The sequence below is a fragment of the Methylocystis sp. genome (assembly GCF_051061285.1).
GTDB lineage: Bacteria > Pseudomonadota > Alphaproteobacteria > Rhizobiales > Beijerinckiaceae > Methylocystis.
The window spans coordinates 18,778-31,880 of record NZ_JBPFEA010000036.1 but is presented as its reverse complement, the minus strand read 5'-3'; the positions used below and the strand labels follow the sequence as shown (position 1 = coordinate 31,880).

Sequence of the window (13,103 nt, the reverse complement as noted above, 5' to 3'; positions counted from 1 at the left end):
TCCGTCTGCGGGATGGCGCCAACGAAGGATAAGAGAACGGAAGCGATGAAAGGCGCCACGCGCATCTATCCGCCACTCCGAAGCGCATAGGCGAATGCGACCAGGAAGATCACGAACAGCGCCAGGCTCGGCCAGTCATAGCGCTCCCAGAACGGCAGTTTGCGCCACTCGCGCTCGGCGTCACGATCCCGATTGTCTTGTCCGCGCCAGCCCATGAGCGATTATTAGACCAGCTCCTGGAGCCGCGAAAGAGATGACGCCCCCGCCGTTCGCCCTGCCGCTTCGGATCCGCAAGGCCGCCGAGGCCTTCGTTGTGGAAGATGCCGGCGGCGTTGCGCTCGCCTATGTCTATTTCGAGGACGATCCGAGCCGGCGCGGGCTCGTCAATCGGCTCCCTGGCCGCGAGGCCAAGGCCGTCGCTCAGACGATCGCGAGAGCGTTAACGGCGGCGCTACGCCTACATGAGAGCGTCGGCGACCTATTCTGACGGAACGTTCAATTTGGCGGGAAGCTGCGCCCGGATCACATCCACGATCCGCTCAATCGCGGCCTCCGCGTCGTCTCCGCGCCGCTCCGACGCGGCAAACTCTGCCGTCTTAGCGGCAAGCTGCGACCGCAGAATCTCAAGCTCCTTGTCCGCCTGTTCGGCGGCGGCCAACATTTGCTCGATTTGTGCCTCGGCCAAGCGCAGCATCGTCTCGGCGCGTTCGGCGCGCAGCTCTGCGCGGCCCAGCTCTTCCTTCACCGCATCGGCGACTTCATGAGCGCGCATTAGCGCTTGAGCTGCCTGCTCATCGAATGCTTTGATCGCCGCCGCCGTTTCCGACACAAGATTTAGCGCGGCCGTGACATCGTAGCTCTCACGGGCAGGCTGATGAGCCGCGCCCTCGCTTCCGCGGACGGGTTCGCCCGTCGCTTGGTTTAAATCGGGCGCATTCATTGACGCCTCCAGCCGTCGCCTGTTTAGGCTTGTCGAGCACCGACAGACTATTGGTTCCCTGATGGTTGCGCGACCAAAGAATCAACCGTCGTGCAAAATGCCTCGAAAGGTGCAAACTGACGGCCCGGAGGCCATAGTTCCCAAGGAGGTCGCAATGGTAAAGTTTGGCATCTTGGCGACGCTGGAAGCGAAGATCGGCAAGGAGCACGAGGTTGCGGCGTTCTTGAAATCGGCGCTGCCGCTCGTGGAAGCGGAGCCGGGCACGGTGTCGTGGTTTGCGACCCGAGTGTCGACAACCACTTTTGGCATCTTTGACGTCTTCCATGACGAAGCCGGCAGAGACGCTCACCTTGCCGGGGAGGTCGCGAAGGCGCTCATGGCAAAGGCGCCGGAGCTTTTCTCGCTACCGCCGAAAATCGAGAAAGTTGACGTGCTGGCATCAAAGCTGGGCTGATCGTAAAAAAAGCCCCGTTGTTACAGCCACGGTCGGGGCGTTCCTGGCTCCGGCAAAGAGGAGACCAAAGCCGGCGAGTTGCGGAAAGCCTAATCGCTCACAGCCTATGCCGCAAATCCTCGGGCATGAGCCTTGCGCCGATCCTTCGCCGCCGCCCACGCCGTGGCCAGGCATTGCCGGAAAGTCCAGCCGAGCCCGAGGCGCTTGCCGTCTCGGAACCGTTTGTGGGCGTCCCGCATGATCGCGGCGCGATCGTAAGTCACGGCCTCAGCCTTCTCCGCAAACCGTCCGACTTCAGCGCGCAGCGCTCGGCGCTCTCGACGATGCGATGCGATATGCTCATCGCCACGCCGTCGTAAGTGTCCGTCACGCGAGCGAGCCAAAGGAAGAGCCGGGCGAGCTTGATCCGCCACGTTATCGCAATGATGGTGCGAAGCGGCAGACGGTGAAGCCGCGCCTTGACGTTGCTGAGGTCAGTCATCGACGCGCATCCAGACAGGCCAGCGTCGTCGCCGCGACCATCGCATGCTCGTTAACGCACCTGAGGAAGCCAATTTCCAGCCCGCCAATTTGGCCTCGCCCCGCCATGTCGCGCACGATGCAACTTAGGAGAGTGGCGTTGCCGATCGTGGGATATCGTCCGACGAAGGATAGATACTCGCCCGCGAGCGCGCGGCCGGTTTCGCAGTCTCGAGAGTAGCTCCCCGAGGGCTTCACGGCCCAATAGTTTATGCCTGTTCCCCTTGGTTTCCGCCGCTTCATAAAGGACAGCACGTCAGCATGGTGGGGGACCTTGCCGCGCCGACGATCGCGCGCGTCCGAAAACTTGATTATGTTGCTCATGACCGCGCCTCCTGGTCCAGCACCGCGATTGCATTGCGGATGGCGTCGCCGACCATGTCACCGACCCAATTGTCATTGACGATGTCGTCTTCGTCCAGAAAGTCGGCGATGAACCGAAGGAATTTGGCCGCGCCTGCGGGCGTTGTCGGCTTAGTTGAGTACAAGTCGATATCCGCATCGAAGTAGACGCTACAGGCGGCGTCCTGGTCAGGCCCTTCCTCCGATTGATTGAAGGCGGCATAGGCGCATTGGTGTTTCTCAATAGCCGCGAAGATCGGGTCGGCTTCCGCGACGACGCCAGCAATGGCGGGAAGTCCGGCGACGGGCGCAGCGGCAAGGCCGGCGAGCATGTCCCGCCGCGATGGTGTATGAGACTGTTTAGCCATGATGTGGACCCTCTATACTTCGCGTTGTGGTTAGGCCGGGCTTGGCGATGAAGGCGCGCCTCGCCCGGCCGCTTCTCAGGCGGGCCTTGTCGATCAGGCCGCGAATGATCCGGCGAGTCGGCCGGAATGCGTGGTGTAGAGACGGCATAGGGGCATGCGAGGCGCGGGGCGGTCGGCGATGCAGGAACCAACCGGAAAACCGACGTTGCTCTCATCGCGCACGCGCGCCGCCTTGGCCTTCTTCCATTCCGCCGACAGCGCCTTGGCGAACCATTCCCGATAGGAGCCACCGACCGATTGAACGCGCCAGCGCGCCATGAAGTGCGCGGCCTTCATGATGGCGGAGCGGTCGAAGTTTGCGGACATGACGGCGGCTCTCCATCCGTGATACTATATGGATCATACATTGTGATACAAAAGGTGTCAAGAAGAATGAGCCAAAAAGTTTCAGAGATGCAATCAGGGTCGCTATCTGTTGCTCAATTGCGCGGCGCGCGGGGCCTGCTAGGCTGGTCGCAATCTCAACTCGCAGAAGCGGCCGGTCTGTCGCTACCGACGATAAAGAGAACGGAGCTTGAGACAGTGAAAGTCTCGGTTGATGCACGCGAAAGGTTGCGCGCTGCGCTTGAAAAGGCCGGTGTCGAATTCATCGCCGAGAACGGCGGCGGGCCAGGGGTAAGGTTGAGGAAGAAGGGAAGCAAGCAATGAGCGGCGGCGCGCGTGTGTTGCGAACGTTGCATGCGTGCGCCGTTGTAGAATCGTAAGAGGGGAACGATTTGAAACTCATTCCTCAAATACTCGCATATTTCGCCCTATCAATAGCGCTTGGTGCGCCGACGAACCCCGCGCTGGCGATGACCTTCTCACTGAACAAGCACACGGTCATAGCGGGCGGTGAGATTGTGTCTGGCGACGCCCGCGCGCTCAAGGCATTTCTAAAATCCGGAGGCATAAAGTCTGATGTGGACAACAGTTTCGAAATCGTCCTGTCCTCGCCTGGGGGAAATCTGTTCGAGGGGATGAATCTTGGAAGGGTAATCCGCGAAGCGGGACTCTCGACGACGGTTGCGCGCGCACAGACGTGCGCTTCTGCCTGCGCACTCGCCTACCTAGGAGGATTTTTCATCGGTGCGGCTGCCGATGCGATTGGGCGTCAACTAGAATATGGAGCCCTTCTTGGCTTTCACGGCTTCGCGGTTGAGCGTGACAAGGTGATCTTGATGAATGAAAGCCTCGAAAGTTCAAGAGTCGTAAGCGCGCTGATATTGGCATATGCAGAAGAAATGGGGGGAGTTGACCTCGGCTGGCTTGCTCAAAAGCTCAATGTCTCTGCGAGCGCTATGTATTTTGCGCGGACGCCAGCCGATATTAAGGCCCTTTCCATCTCAGTGATTGGCCTGCCGAGGAGATTTCCAGAGCAGTGGCATTTGAATGTCTGTAGAAAGGCCATTGAACCATTTCGTCCACAACCCGACCGCATCGAAGATCGGACCAAAGGACGTAGCGAGGCAATCAGGACGATCAAGGAATTGAGACAGGCTGTTATCAGAGGTCGCTTCGGAGATAGCTCTACTGGGCTTTTGTTCGAAAGCCTTGGGGACAGCGACGCGCTCGATCTCGTGATGGCCGAGCCATTTTATCTCAATCAAAAAAAGCCGATTCTCGATGCACGCAGTGTCGAACTGGAGCGGGGTGCTGGATTGTATTTCGATCGTTGTTTAGTAGTGAGGTCAAAAGCGTCCGTCAGCGCCATCCTTTTAGATGCGGTTGGCCAGCGAGTTATTCTCAAAGAATTTGACGAGAATGCAGGCACGTTAGCATTGTACCCGGATGATCAGCAGCTTTGGTAGCGGGGCAGCTTTCGCCCCGCTGGCGCACTCCCGCGAAGCACGCGGGCGAGCGTTTCCTGCTCAAAGCAGTGCGGCTCATCTCGCCGTCCGTGCGCTTCCTAGTCGAACCGGAACCAAGCCTGTCTGTCCGCGCAGGTGCGCCGCGAACTCACTGAACTGTCGGCTTCGCCGTAGCGTCCTTAATGCACTTCTTCGTGAAGCTCGTCTTGGCGGCGCCATGCAGTTTCTTTTCAACAGCGGCGGCTTCGCAGGGAGCAGCTGCGGCGTCCCTTTCGCACTTCTTCATAAAGCTGTTCAGCGCCGCACCATGCAGCTTCTTTTCGCTTGCCCTGGCGGCGCAGTCCGGAGCGGCTGGCCCAGTTTGGGCGTAAGCAGCGACGGAAAACGAAACGCCAGCGGCGAAGATCGAAGCGGCCAAAGTTCTCCTCGACATACTATCCTCCTCAAAAAGTGGAGCCAGTCGGGCCCAGAGTTGGCGATCAATATCCGCGACCGAAGCGGCCTGTATGAGGGTTGTAGTTACCCTCAGCGCCATAGTTGTCATGAGTTGTGCTGTTGGGATTGGTCTGATAGTGCGGCTGAGTGTAACTGCCATTGATGTTGTAGTGACCACCAACGAAATGGTCATTTGAATTTGATCCGTTCCCGTAGTTGTAGCCTTGGGCGCTGGCCGGGACTGTGAAAGCCGCAATGGCGGCGACGGCGCAAACCATCCTAATCATATTCGTTCTCCAATTATTAACGAGGCCAGATTAGCGGTGTCGCTACTTGGAGTCCATTCAGCGCTAGATGGTCGCAATCACATCTAAGCATGCCTGCTACCTAATGCCGCGCCAAAGCGCTCCCTCGTCTAACCGCCGCTTTGACAGCATCGACGACAACGAGGAGTTCTTCATCGGTAATGCAGCAGGCGACGCCGCCCCTGGCCCTTATGGCCTCCCGCGTCGGGGAGCGGCCGCCCAGATATTTTCGGAAGGTCTCGTTGATCGCGGACAATTCATCATCGGAGAATGCGCAGAGCCGGCTAGGGCCGCTCTTGCTTTCGATCCGCGCCAAGCGGCGCTCAAATTGTCCGCGCATCGCCCTTGCCCAGCATACGCGCGACTGTCTCGCAATCCCCGCGCCGATCTGCCTCGATAATCAAGGCGAGGTTTTCGGGATCGTCGCTGAAGCGCACCTTAAACAATTGCGCAAAGCCTGCATCCAATCCGCCGGCGCGAAACGCAGGAATTACGGTCGACATGACAGCAGGATCATAGTCGCAGGCGGCTTCAAGCAATTGCTCATCGGTCATATAACGCCAGTTGGTGACCCGATTGCCGGTTCGCTCCAGCCTCACTAGGCGCGTGAGATTGGCTCTGGTCATCGCCGCTTCTCCGCGCCGCAATAGACGGTCTCCCATTGCTCCTCGGTCATTATGCGGCCACTGGCGACCTCGTCATCGGGAAGTGTGTCGAGCACGACGTAGTTGACGCCTCCCCGTCCATCTGCGGCCTCAAGCCGTTCCAGGCGCTTCTCGGTCGTGATCCTCATAGCCCCGCTCTCCCCTCAAGCCGTTTCAGCCGCTCGTCGATCTCGGTCAGTTCGATGGTTCTCACGAAGCCATCGATCAATTTGGAGACTTCCGCTGCCTCGCCAGGAGTAATCTCGCCACTGGCGACAGCGGACAGGATTGCGCTTTGCGCCGCCACCGCATCGGCGACGCTTTCGATCTTTGGGAATTCGAACGAAACCGGACTGTCTCGCCGTGCTGGCGCGATCCTATCGAGAACGATCCGCGCCGCGGTCATGTCGCCATCCTTCGCAGAGTCGAGAACAGCTTTCACGATAGCCTCAGCGTCGGCCTGCATGAGCTTTTCGGCAAGCAGCGTCGTCTTGTGGCGCGCGCCCTTGGGCTTGCCAGGGTTGCCCGGCTCGAAAGGCTTCCCCCGCGAATTGGCCGCGTTTTTACGCGAGGTCATTAATGCTGCGTCCCGCCGACTGCATGCGATGGCGGCTCGGCGTTCTTCGTGAGCTTGTTCAGTGTGTCGCGCAGTTCAATTAAGCCAGCGACAGGCAAGGCGAGGCGCGCGACGACGACATATTGCGCGTGGCTCTTGGCGACCCCTTCAAGCCGATCGTCGCCGTAATGGAATAGAGCTTCTGCGGCGATCCGCGTTTGCGTGAATGTCAGCACGGCAAAACCGTCGCCGAGATGCACATGGAACGGCCCGACGCAAAAAGTCTGCGCAACATTGTGGGGGTCTATTGCTGTCGGTCGCGCGTCTGAGTCTTGCGTCGCGTCGTTCCGTGGCTGATCGCATCGGGGCGAACCGCCTTTGGCTTTTTCCATAGGGTGTCTCATCGTTGGAAATAATGGCCGAGTTGGTTTCTGATCGCCTGGCCGGCGAAGCTGCTCGGCAGGATGCTCGTGCCGCCGGTAAACGGCGCCAGCGCGAGGCCGCCGAGCCCGAGCGTCCCCGCGAGATTGAGCCCGCCCGCAAGCGCCGTCCCAAGCCCGGATTGCTGCTGCTGTTGCGGCTTGTAGAGGTCCATCAGGCTGTTCGTCGTGTTCTGGAAGACGTTCGCCTGCTGCGTCCCCAATCCAGTGTCGAGGTTGGCGAGAGCGCCTTGCCGCCCGGTCTGGCCCTGCGCAGCGTTCAAGCCCATGCCGGAGAAATTGCCGAGACGATCCTGCCAATTGCCATATTCCTGGTTGGCGAGGCCCTGCGAATATTTCAAAATGTCCTGGGTGTTATTGCCGCTTGCCAACATGCCGCGTGATGCAGCGTTGCGGTTCAACGCCTCAAGACCCTGGCCGAGCGCAAACTGATAGCCCGGTCCGGCCTGAAACGCATTCGTCGCCGCCTCATTGCCGGCCGCGCCGCCGAGCCCGAGCGCATTGGCCTGCATCCCCGGCGCGCCGGAGGTCGCCTGCGTGTAAGGGTCGTAATAACTCGTATCGAAGCGCTTGACCGCAGAATCATGGCCACGTCCGAGCGCGTCGAGGCTGCCTTGCTGGCCTAGCATAGCGGCGAGCAAGCCCATTTGGTTATTAGCCAATAGAGCCTCCTATTTCTTCCGCCTTCGCCGCTGATTGTTCGATCGCGCCGGCGACGGCGCGGCGGACGAATTCGCTCGTCGAAAGCTGATTGGCTTGCGCCGCTCGCTTCACGGCTTCCGTAAATCCCCTCGGCGCGCGGGCGCGCACGGTCTCGATGAACCGTGCGGCGTTCTTGGGATGTGAGATCGTTTCCGTCTGCATGCGCGACGATGCGCCGATCGAGCGAAGCGCGCTACAGAACTACTGCGTTTGTTGCGAGTTCTGTTGCTGTTGCGAAATTTGTTGCGGCTGGCTCAATCCGGCGCGCCGGAAATAGGAGATGACCAGTTCGCTCTCGCGGTCGCCGGCAAGATAGGCGCGCAGCGCGCGGGCGTCGTCGTCGAGAAACATCTGCAACGCTGGCCTGCTCACCATCCAGGGACCGCCCGCGACGCGGCGGCCGATGTAATGGGTCTGGCACCAATTGCGCAGGGTTGATTCCGATCGGCCGGCCAATAGAGCGGCTTGCCGCAGCGTGATCGCTTCTCGCTTGTCATAGGGGATCAGGACTTGCGGATAGTCGTTCATGCACGACCTCGCGTCGGCGCGCATTCGTTGCATATCCACACATCGCGACCGTCATTGCCCGGCCAGGCGAACGTGGCGAGATGGCCGCAGCGGCAGAAGCGGTCGGTTATCCCATCGCGTGCGGTTGCAGCGTTCCGGCGATCGGCTTCGCGCTGGAGACGCTCGGGGTCATAGAGCGGCGTTACAGGGAGTCCGTTCCGACTCGGTTCCAACGCGCGTTCCGACATGCTTTCGGAGGAAAAGCCGCTTTCTCTTTTACCCCTGACTTCATGTGTTGGAACTGTTGGAACCGTTGGAACCACGGGGGTTTTGTGTTGGAACTCCATGTTGGAACTTGTTGGAACGGAAGGTTGGAACGGGACCGGTTCCAACGTTCCAACTCCAACAGCCGCATTTTGAGCACTCGCGCCGCGCATCGTTCGCCGCAGCCTTTCGAGCATGTCAGGGCGCATCGGCGCCTCCGTCCAAAATGCTCGCAGTGAGGACATAGGCCCATGCCCGCTGATTGCCGCCCAGGTTCACTTTGCACTGGAGCCCGCGGCCGCCCTGTGTTCGCAACATGCCGCGTTCACAAAGAGTCTTGGCGACCAATGTCGCATCCAAGCCCGAGCAAATTTCCGCTTTCCAGGTCTGAGGCGGAACCCACCACTCGCGATCGGCGCCGGAGCCCTTGCGCCAGCCGAGCCGATTAGCGACAGGGCGATCGTCGGAATCGTCAACCGCCTCGAAACGGGCTTCGCCGTGTTGTTCGATCGCCAGCCGCACTTGTTCGATCGCTTGCTGAATTTCCGCCGGCTCAGTTCCGCCGCGCCCGTCTATCCACCGCTCAAGAGCCCAGGCCGCCGCCGTGCGAGCCTCGCCTTCACGCCAAGGCGTGACGCTCAGAGCCGTCGCTAGTTCGCCGGCCGCCGCAATTAGCCCAAGTCGAGCCGCCGCCCGGTCTATCTGGCCGTCGGCCATCGCCGGCACAGTAGACGCGACAAACTCGGAAACCATCGCTCGGACGGTCTCGCCGTCGATTCTGTTCGCGATGAGCCGCCGCACAAATTCCGGTCCGGCTGTCCCATAATTAGAGGTTGCGGCGTGCTTGAAGGTCGCGGCCAGTTTCGCGGGATCGCCTTGCTGTCCGGCATGATCGAAAGCCCCGCAGCCCGCGCCCCGATCGGCGGGAATGTCCAACATCCGGACGAGCTGCCCGGCGCGAGCCCGCCGGCTCTTGTCCTCGCGCAGTTTCGTTTCGGTTGGGATTTCCCCGCTTGATAAAATGAGCGCTCGCCAGCTCTTCGGTTCGCGCAGCGCGCCATCGCGCGCGGCTCTGGCTTTGCCGGTGCCGTTCGAGAGGGAATAAAGCGCCGACGCTGCGTCGCGCGCTTCGACCTGACCCAGTTCGTCAAGAACCAAACATGTATCGGTCGCCGACGCCGCTGCGCCTTCGAGCCCGTTCGCGGTTGCCCGCCACGCTCGCATATATCCTGGCGATGCACCGCGTCCCCACCCGCTCGCGCCCAATTGCAGGAGCGTCGTCTTCCCTTTCGACGAAGGGCCGAAGAAATTGAGCCCGCCGCCCTCTTGCCCCGCGAGATGCAAAAGCGGTCCAGCGAGCGCCGCGCTAATCGCAAGCACGGGCAGCGCATGTCCGGACGCCAGCGCGCCGACGCCATTCCGCCAATCTTGAAGCGTCCCGTGCGCCTCATACGGACCCAGCGCCGCCGTATCGAGAATCACATGTTCGCCGCCACGCGGTCCGATGGTCTCGCCCGGCAAAACGAAAACGTCGCGCCCTGCGATGGAATGCCATCCAGTCCGCGAAACCATTGTTACGCGGCCTTTGACTCTGGCCCCCGATAGATAGGTGACGAGCGCGCGTTGCTGGCCGCGATTGATGCGCAAGCCTTCGTCCGCGAGTAGTCCGCATAAAGAGGCCGGGTCGCCGTGCAATGCGGAGTCTGATACGTGGCGAAGGTGTTCGCGCTTGTCGCCGTCGAGGAAGCGAAGCCATTTGCCCCAGGCTCGTCCATGTGGGTCGCGCGTAGCGCCAAGGATTTCAAACGGCCCGCAAATCCATTCTTCAACCTTCTCTGTGTTCTCGCCGCGACCTTTCGTTGCCTCCATCGTGAGCCCGTCCGACGACATCGTGAACGCGCCATAGGAGACATATGCCGGAGCAGGCTCGAACGGTCTGGCGAGGCTATGGGCGGCTCTTGCCAGCGCAGCAGCGTCCGCCCATTCGTCTATGGCGTCGGCGGCGTCGAATCCTTGTATCGATTCGTGCGAACCGCCGTCGGGCGACATGCTGGCGAGCGCTGGCGCGTCAATGATCGAAACATCGCATCCAAAGCCGTGAAGGATTTGAGCGACATCGCGCGCATACTTCTCGCCCGGCGCATCGGCGTCGGGCCAAATCATCACCTTACGTCCAGCGAGAGGCTCCCAGTCGGCCTTGCCCGCAGCCTGTGCGCCGCCCAGCGACGTGACGCAGACGCTCTTGCGGAATATCCGCGCCGCCGCGTCTGCCGCCTTCTCGCCTTCGGTCACGATGACCGGCGCGCCAGGGCTCGCGGCAAGCCTGTCTAAGCCGTAAAGCGGGCGCGGCGAAGGGATGCTTTTCCATCGCCAATCCGGCTCGCCATCGGCCTTGCGCCAGCATGTTGCCGGCAGAAATTGTTTGCGCTCGCCGGCCGGGTCATATCGGTGAACCTCGCATAGGAGCCCCCCGCCCGCGTCGCGATATGGCCAGACCATTGTTGGCGCGCCGAAGGAAGGATGACGACGAGGCGGCGGAGGTGCATCCGCAGGAACGGGTGACGCTAGCTCGCCGTCATCTGGCGCAGGCATCACGGCGACGGTTGCGGCCGACAATTCCTCGGGGGTGAGAGGCGCGAACCTATTCATCGGCGCGCCCCCTCATTCATCCCAAGCATTTGCGCGAGAAGGCGCGCAGCCTCGGATTGCGAGACGCCCTCAACATAGGCGACCAGCGAAACCGGATCGCCGCCCTTGTCGCCCGTCGCGAAGTCGCACCACCGACAGTTGAGGCGATTGACTTTGAAGCTCCCAAGGCTTCTGTCGCGGCGGCGCGGATTGAGCGCCACCCATTCCCTGTGCACGGCCTTGCCGCTGGGCAGTATCCGAGCGAGCACCGCCGGGAGCGCCGACAGTGCGGCTTGGTTGATGACGTCGAAGTCGAGGCGCTGCTTCATGCGTGGCCCCCGTCGCAAACGAGCGCCATAACGGCCGCATAGAGCGCTGGGTCTAGCCGTCCGAAGTCGGCGAGCGTTTCCGCAAAATCGCGTCCACGCGCCAGATCGGCGACGAACTCGAATGCGGCACGGGGACCGCAGGCGTGAATTCGTTGCGCTACGCGCCGCAAGTGCGCCGGCTCGAACTCCGGCCAATTGCGAGCGAGCGTCGCGCGGCTTGGAAGTTCTTTGAGATTGAGGCCGGAGGTGCTATTTTCGGAACTGTCGACGCCCGCCAGGCTGTGACGAATCGGGAGGCCGTTCCCCGCGTAACGCGGGGGCGGCTTTCTCCATTTCGGGGTGGTCATGCTTCACGCCGCCGCCGCATCGGAGGTCGACTTTTGCGGCGCGCCGATCTTCGACAGCGCCCAGGCGTCCAAGTCTTCGGGCTTGTAGATCGCAGCGTTCGCCGCTTTGTGGAAGATCGGGCCGCCGCCGACGACGGCGAGCTTCGCCAGGCTCTTCTCGGAGCCGAATCCGAATTTGGATTTCAGATATTCGCCGGCCTGCTTGCGGCGGAGATATTGTGCGGGATGCAATGTGGTCACTCCTTTCAGCACGCCGTAGCGCTTGGAATGACTAAGGAATTTACGCACAATTTCGTGTTTGTCGAAATGTTCTAATGCCCCGAGCAAAAAATCTTCGGGGCATTATCTTGGGGCATTTATTTTGCCAGATTTCCAATGGGCCCTTTGGCCCTCGAAACTCTCGGGACATTTTGCGGGACATTTTTCGACGGTCTGCCGGCCCGCGCGTTTGGATACATCTCGCGCCAAACATCCTCGAAACGCGGTTTCGTCACGCCGTGATTTTGGAAGAACTGTTGATTATCGCCCCACGTCCGAATAGGCGGTCTTCCCGCTAATTTATGTTCCTTTGTTTGCAGCCACTCCCGCAGATCATCGTCTGTCATTGGAGACGACGAAGCGACTCGTTGCCATCCCCTCACAATGTCCAGGTCATCGAAAGCGTCGCGTTCAAATAAGACAACCATGGGGAGCGCCGAACAGTCGGCCTTGAGTAAGCTGGGCTGGCAAGTCTCAAACCAATCTTCGAAGGCGAGAACCTTCAATCGGCCATCCGTCTCGCAATAGGTCGCTTTGCTCAGCGGCAATGCGATGGCGTCACGAAATTTCTCTAACAGCGCATCAACTGCTGCCGGCCCTTCGCAATCTAATTGTCTCTCAGCGTTCCCAAATTTTTCCAACGCCTCGGGCAGCGAAATGTATGAGCTAGACGCTTTGACAGTTGCGGCGGGCCACAACGACAGCACCTCGTCGCGGGAGCAAGCTCGAATGTTGCTCCAGTAGTCACGCCGGCCATCGCTGATCGTCGTCGTATCGTCGGGGTATAACCTGAGGCGGCGACGATTGCTGAAAATCATTTGCAGCGACGTTTGACCAAAGGGATCTTCCGCTACGTCCGGGAATTCCCTTGGCTTAATTCTCTTAAATGCGCGGCTATCATCGCCATCTCGCAAACCTTCAACCCGCAGCCGACTGGTATGTATTGCGTTCAAGAGTTGGGGAAGCGCCTTATCCCACGCACGCGCATGAACAGGGGACGATCTCGAAGAAAATCGGTAATCGGGGACATTTTTGTTTTCGAAGGTAATCGAAGAGGGACCGAGATCGCGCGCACCGCCCTCTGTCGCAATCCATTCGCCTACGCGATAAAGTGGTATTCTGACCTCAGGCAAATCGTCCTTATTCATACGCGAGCCCTCGCGAAGCCCATAAGTGGAGCACAGGGAAGCGAGCGGGCTTGTCTCGCTTGTCGGA

At 60.5% G+C, this 13,103-nt stretch carries 23 protein-coding genes; 4 read left to right on the top strand and 19 right to left on the bottom strand.

The features are described from left to right. Positions 1 to 65 precede the first annotated feature (65 nt). Positions 66 to 215, bottom strand: coding sequence for a hypothetical protein (locus tag ACR65T_RS13310; protein WP_434496926.1), 150 nt, complete (start codon positions 213 to 215; stop codon positions 66 to 68). Positions 216 to 253: 38 nt separating this feature from the next. Here ACR65T_RS13310 and ACR65T_RS13305 point away from each other — a divergent pair, with 38 nt between their 5' ends. Further along, entirely contained in the window at positions 254 to 487 is a 234-nt protein-coding gene (locus ACR65T_RS13305; protein WP_434496925.1) for a hypothetical protein, read from the top strand. Here ACR65T_RS13305 and ACR65T_RS13300 read toward each other — a convergent pair. Next, the gene (locus ACR65T_RS13300; RefSeq protein WP_434496924.1) at positions 479 to 745 is read right to left on the bottom strand and encodes a hypothetical protein; all 267 of its coding nucleotides are present in this window, start codon (positions 743 to 745) and stop codon (positions 479 to 481) included. The genes ACR65T_RS13305 and ACR65T_RS13300 overlap by 9 nt on opposite strands. Before the next feature lie 349 nt (positions 746 to 1,094). Here ACR65T_RS13300 and ACR65T_RS13295 point away from each other — a divergent pair, with 349 nt between their 5' ends. Continuing rightward, positions 1,095 to 1,394 carry a putative quinol monooxygenase gene (locus tag ACR65T_RS13295; RefSeq protein ID WP_434496923.1) on the top strand — a complete coding sequence of 100 codons (300 nt, stop codon included), beginning with the start codon at positions 1,095 to 1,097 and terminating at the stop codon, positions 1,392 to 1,394. Positions 1,395 to 1,653: 259 nt separating this feature from the next. Here ACR65T_RS13295 and ACR65T_RS13290 read toward each other — a convergent pair whose 3' ends face one another. The 4 genes from ACR65T_RS13290 to ACR65T_RS13275 all read right to left on the bottom strand — a co-directional run bounded on the left by ACR65T_RS13290 (position 1,654) and on the right by ACR65T_RS13275 (position 2,989). Then, complete coding sequence (locus ACR65T_RS13290) at positions 1,654 to 1,875, bottom strand: hypothetical protein (protein ID WP_434496922.1); 222 nt, start codon at positions 1,873 to 1,875, stop codon at positions 1,654 to 1,656. Continuing rightward, positions 1,872 to 2,237 (bottom strand): hypothetical protein, encoded by a 366-nt coding sequence (locus ACR65T_RS13285; RefSeq protein ID WP_434496921.1) that lies wholly within the window; start codon positions 2,235 to 2,237, stop codon positions 1,872 to 1,874. Before ACR65T_RS13285 ends, ACR65T_RS13290 begins: the two co-directional genes overlap by 4 nt. After that, a complete protein-coding gene (locus ACR65T_RS13280; RefSeq protein WP_434496920.1) occupies positions 2,234 to 2,623 on the bottom strand; it encodes a hypothetical protein in 390 nt (129 codons plus the stop codon). Before ACR65T_RS13280 ends, ACR65T_RS13285 begins: the two co-directional genes overlap by 4 nt. Before the next feature lie 93 nt (positions 2,624 to 2,716). Beyond that, positions 2,717 to 2,989, bottom strand: coding sequence for a hypothetical protein (locus ACR65T_RS13275; protein WP_434496919.1), 273 nt, complete (start codon positions 2,987 to 2,989; stop codon positions 2,717 to 2,719). A gap of 66 nt (positions 2,990 to 3,055) precedes the next feature. Here ACR65T_RS13275 and ACR65T_RS13270 point away from each other — a divergent pair, with 66 nt between their 5' ends. Together ACR65T_RS13270 and ACR65T_RS13265 are read left to right on the top strand one after the other, a co-directional pair. After that, positions 3,056 to 3,331, top strand: a complete 276-nt coding sequence (locus ACR65T_RS13270; protein ID WP_434496918.1) for a helix-turn-helix domain-containing protein — start codon at positions 3,056 to 3,058, stop codon at positions 3,329 to 3,331. 68 nt (positions 3,332 to 3,399) lie between these two features. After that, the gene (locus ACR65T_RS13265; protein ID WP_434496917.1) at positions 3,400 to 4,473 is read left to right on the top strand and encodes a hypothetical protein; all 1,074 of its coding nucleotides are present in this window, start codon (positions 3,400 to 3,402) and stop codon (positions 4,471 to 4,473) included. A gap of 148 nt (positions 4,474 to 4,621) precedes the next feature. Here the strand turns inward: ACR65T_RS13265 and ACR65T_RS13260 are convergent, their stop codons facing one another. The 13 genes from ACR65T_RS13260 to ACR65T_RS13200 all read right to left on the bottom strand — a co-directional run bounded on the left by ACR65T_RS13260 (position 4,622) and on the right by ACR65T_RS13200 (position 13,036). Continuing rightward, positions 4,622 to 5,101, bottom strand: a complete 480-nt coding sequence (locus ACR65T_RS13260) for a hypothetical protein (RefSeq protein WP_434496916.1) — start codon at positions 5,099 to 5,101, stop codon at positions 4,622 to 4,624. A 435-nt stretch (positions 5,102 to 5,536) separates the two neighbouring features. After that, complete coding sequence (locus ACR65T_RS13255; protein ID WP_434496915.1) at positions 5,537 to 5,839, bottom strand: hypothetical protein; 303 nt, start codon at positions 5,837 to 5,839, stop codon at positions 5,537 to 5,539. Further along, positions 5,836 to 6,006 carry a hypothetical protein gene (locus ACR65T_RS13250; protein ID WP_434496914.1) on the bottom strand — a complete coding sequence of 57 codons (171 nt, stop codon included), beginning with the start codon at positions 6,004 to 6,006 and terminating at the stop codon, positions 5,836 to 5,838. Before ACR65T_RS13250 ends, ACR65T_RS13255 begins: the two co-directional genes overlap by 4 nt. Continuing rightward, positions 6,003 to 6,434, bottom strand: coding sequence for a DUF5681 domain-containing protein (locus ACR65T_RS13245; protein WP_434496913.1), 432 nt, complete (start codon positions 6,432 to 6,434; stop codon positions 6,003 to 6,005). Before ACR65T_RS13245 ends, ACR65T_RS13250 begins: the two co-directional genes overlap by 4 nt. Then, positions 6,434 to 6,805 (bottom strand): hypothetical protein, encoded by a 372-nt coding sequence (locus ACR65T_RS13240; protein WP_434496912.1) that lies wholly within the window; start codon positions 6,803 to 6,805, stop codon positions 6,434 to 6,436. The genes ACR65T_RS13245 and ACR65T_RS13240 overlap by 1 nt, the downstream gene beginning before the upstream one ends. Positions 6,806 to 6,813: 8 nt before the next feature. Then, positions 6,814 to 7,515 carry a hypothetical protein gene (locus ACR65T_RS13235; protein WP_434496911.1) on the bottom strand — a complete coding sequence of 234 codons (702 nt, stop codon included), beginning with the start codon at positions 7,513 to 7,515 and terminating at the stop codon, positions 6,814 to 6,816. Then, positions 7,508 to 7,717 (bottom strand): hypothetical protein, encoded by a 210-nt coding sequence (locus ACR65T_RS13230; RefSeq protein WP_434496910.1) that lies wholly within the window; start codon positions 7,715 to 7,717, stop codon positions 7,508 to 7,510. The genes ACR65T_RS13235 and ACR65T_RS13230 overlap by 8 nt, the downstream gene beginning before the upstream one ends. A gap of 39 nt (positions 7,718 to 7,756) precedes the next feature. Continuing rightward, the gene (locus ACR65T_RS13225; RefSeq protein ID WP_434496909.1) at positions 7,757 to 8,083 is read right to left on the bottom strand and encodes a hypothetical protein; all 327 of its coding nucleotides are present in this window, start codon (positions 8,081 to 8,083) and stop codon (positions 7,757 to 7,759) included. A gap of 441 nt (positions 8,084 to 8,524) precedes the next feature. After that, positions 8,525 to 10,825: a DUF927 domain-containing protein gene (locus ACR65T_RS13220; protein ID WP_434496908.1), complete on the bottom strand. Its 2,301-nt coding sequence runs from the start codon at positions 10,823 to 10,825 to the stop codon at positions 8,525 to 8,527. A gap of 146 nt (positions 10,826 to 10,971) precedes the next feature. Continuing rightward, positions 10,972 to 11,283 carry a hypothetical protein gene (locus ACR65T_RS13215; protein ID WP_434496907.1) on the bottom strand — a complete coding sequence of 104 codons (312 nt, stop codon included), beginning with the start codon at positions 11,281 to 11,283 and terminating at the stop codon, positions 10,972 to 10,974. After that, positions 11,280 to 11,630, bottom strand: coding sequence for a hypothetical protein (locus ACR65T_RS13210; protein ID WP_434496906.1), 351 nt, complete (start codon positions 11,628 to 11,630; stop codon positions 11,280 to 11,282). The genes ACR65T_RS13215 and ACR65T_RS13210 overlap by 4 nt, the downstream gene beginning before the upstream one ends. 3 nt (positions 11,631 to 11,633) lie before the next feature. After that, on the bottom strand, positions 11,634 to 11,918 hold the full coding sequence (locus ACR65T_RS13205; RefSeq protein WP_434496905.1) for a hypothetical protein: 285 nt from the start codon (positions 11,916 to 11,918) through the stop codon (positions 11,634 to 11,636). 68 nt (positions 11,919 to 11,986) lie between these two features. Next, positions 11,987 to 13,036, bottom strand: coding sequence for a hypothetical protein (locus ACR65T_RS13200; RefSeq protein WP_434496904.1), 1,050 nt, complete (start codon positions 13,034 to 13,036; stop codon positions 11,987 to 11,989). Positions 13,037 to 13,103: the final 67 nt, after the last annotated feature.

Coding starts and splice junctions, on each gene's coding strand:
- ACR65T_RS13310 (WP_434496926.1), bottom strand. CDS start 215: ATGGGCTGGCGCGGACAAGACAATCGGGATCGTGACGCCGAGCGCGAG.
- ACR65T_RS13305 (WP_434496925.1), top strand. CDS start 254: ATGACGCCCCCGCCGTTCGCCCTGCCGCTTCGGATCCGCAAGGCCGCC.
- ACR65T_RS13295 (WP_434496923.1), top strand. CDS start 1,095: ATGGTAAAGTTTGGCATCTTGGCGACGCTGGAAGCGAAGATCGGCAAG.
- ACR65T_RS13290 (WP_434496922.1), bottom strand. CDS start 1,875: ATGACTGACCTCAGCAACGTCAAGGCGCGGCTTCACCGTCTGCCGCTT.
- ACR65T_RS13285 (WP_434496921.1), bottom strand. CDS start 2,237: ATGAGCAACATAATCAAGTTTTCGGACGCGCGCGATCGTCGGCGCGGC.
- ACR65T_RS13280 (WP_434496920.1), bottom strand. CDS start 2,623: ATGGCTAAACAGTCTCATACACCATCGCGGCGGGACATGCTCGCCGGC.
- ACR65T_RS13275 (WP_434496919.1), bottom strand. CDS start 2,989: ATGTCCGCAAACTTCGACCGCTCCGCCATCATGAAGGCCGCGCACTTC.
- ACR65T_RS13270 (WP_434496918.1), top strand. CDS start 3,056: ATGAGCCAAAAAGTTTCAGAGATGCAATCAGGGTCGCTATCTGTTGCT.
- ACR65T_RS13260 (WP_434496916.1), bottom strand. CDS start 5,101: ATGACCATTTCGTTGGTGGTCACTACAACATCAATGGCAGTTACACTC.
- ACR65T_RS13255 (WP_434496915.1), bottom strand. CDS start 5,839: ATGACCAGAGCCAATCTCACGCGCCTAGTGAGGCTGGAGCGAACCGGC.
- ACR65T_RS13250 (WP_434496914.1), bottom strand. CDS start 6,006: ATGAGGATCACGACCGAGAAGCGCCTGGAACGGCTTGAGGCCGCAGAT.
- ACR65T_RS13245 (WP_434496913.1), bottom strand. CDS start 6,434: ATGACCTCGCGTAAAAACGCGGCCAATTCGCGGGGGAAGCCTTTCGAG.
- ACR65T_RS13240 (WP_434496912.1), bottom strand. CDS start 6,805: ATGGAAAAAGCCAAAGGCGGTTCGCCCCGATGCGATCAGCCACGGAAC.
- ACR65T_RS13230 (WP_434496910.1), bottom strand. CDS start 7,717: ATGCAGACGGAAACGATCTCACATCCCAAGAACGCCGCACGGTTCATC.
- ACR65T_RS13225 (WP_434496909.1), bottom strand. CDS start 8,083: ATGAACGACTATCCGCAAGTCCTGATCCCCTATGACAAGCGAGAAGCG.
- ACR65T_RS13220 (WP_434496908.1), bottom strand. CDS start 10,825: ATGGTCTGGCCATATCGCGACGCGGGCGGGGGGCTCCTATGCGAGGTT.
- ACR65T_RS13215 (WP_434496907.1), bottom strand. CDS start 11,283: ATGAAGCAGCGCCTCGACTTCGACGTCATCAACCAAGCCGCACTGTCG.
- ACR65T_RS13210 (WP_434496906.1), bottom strand. CDS start 11,630: ATGACCACCCCGAAATGGAGAAAGCCGCCCCCGCGTTACGCGGGGAAC.
- ACR65T_RS13200 (WP_434496904.1), bottom strand. CDS start 13,036: ATGAATAAGGACGATTTGCCTGAGGTCAGAATACCACTTTATCGCGTA.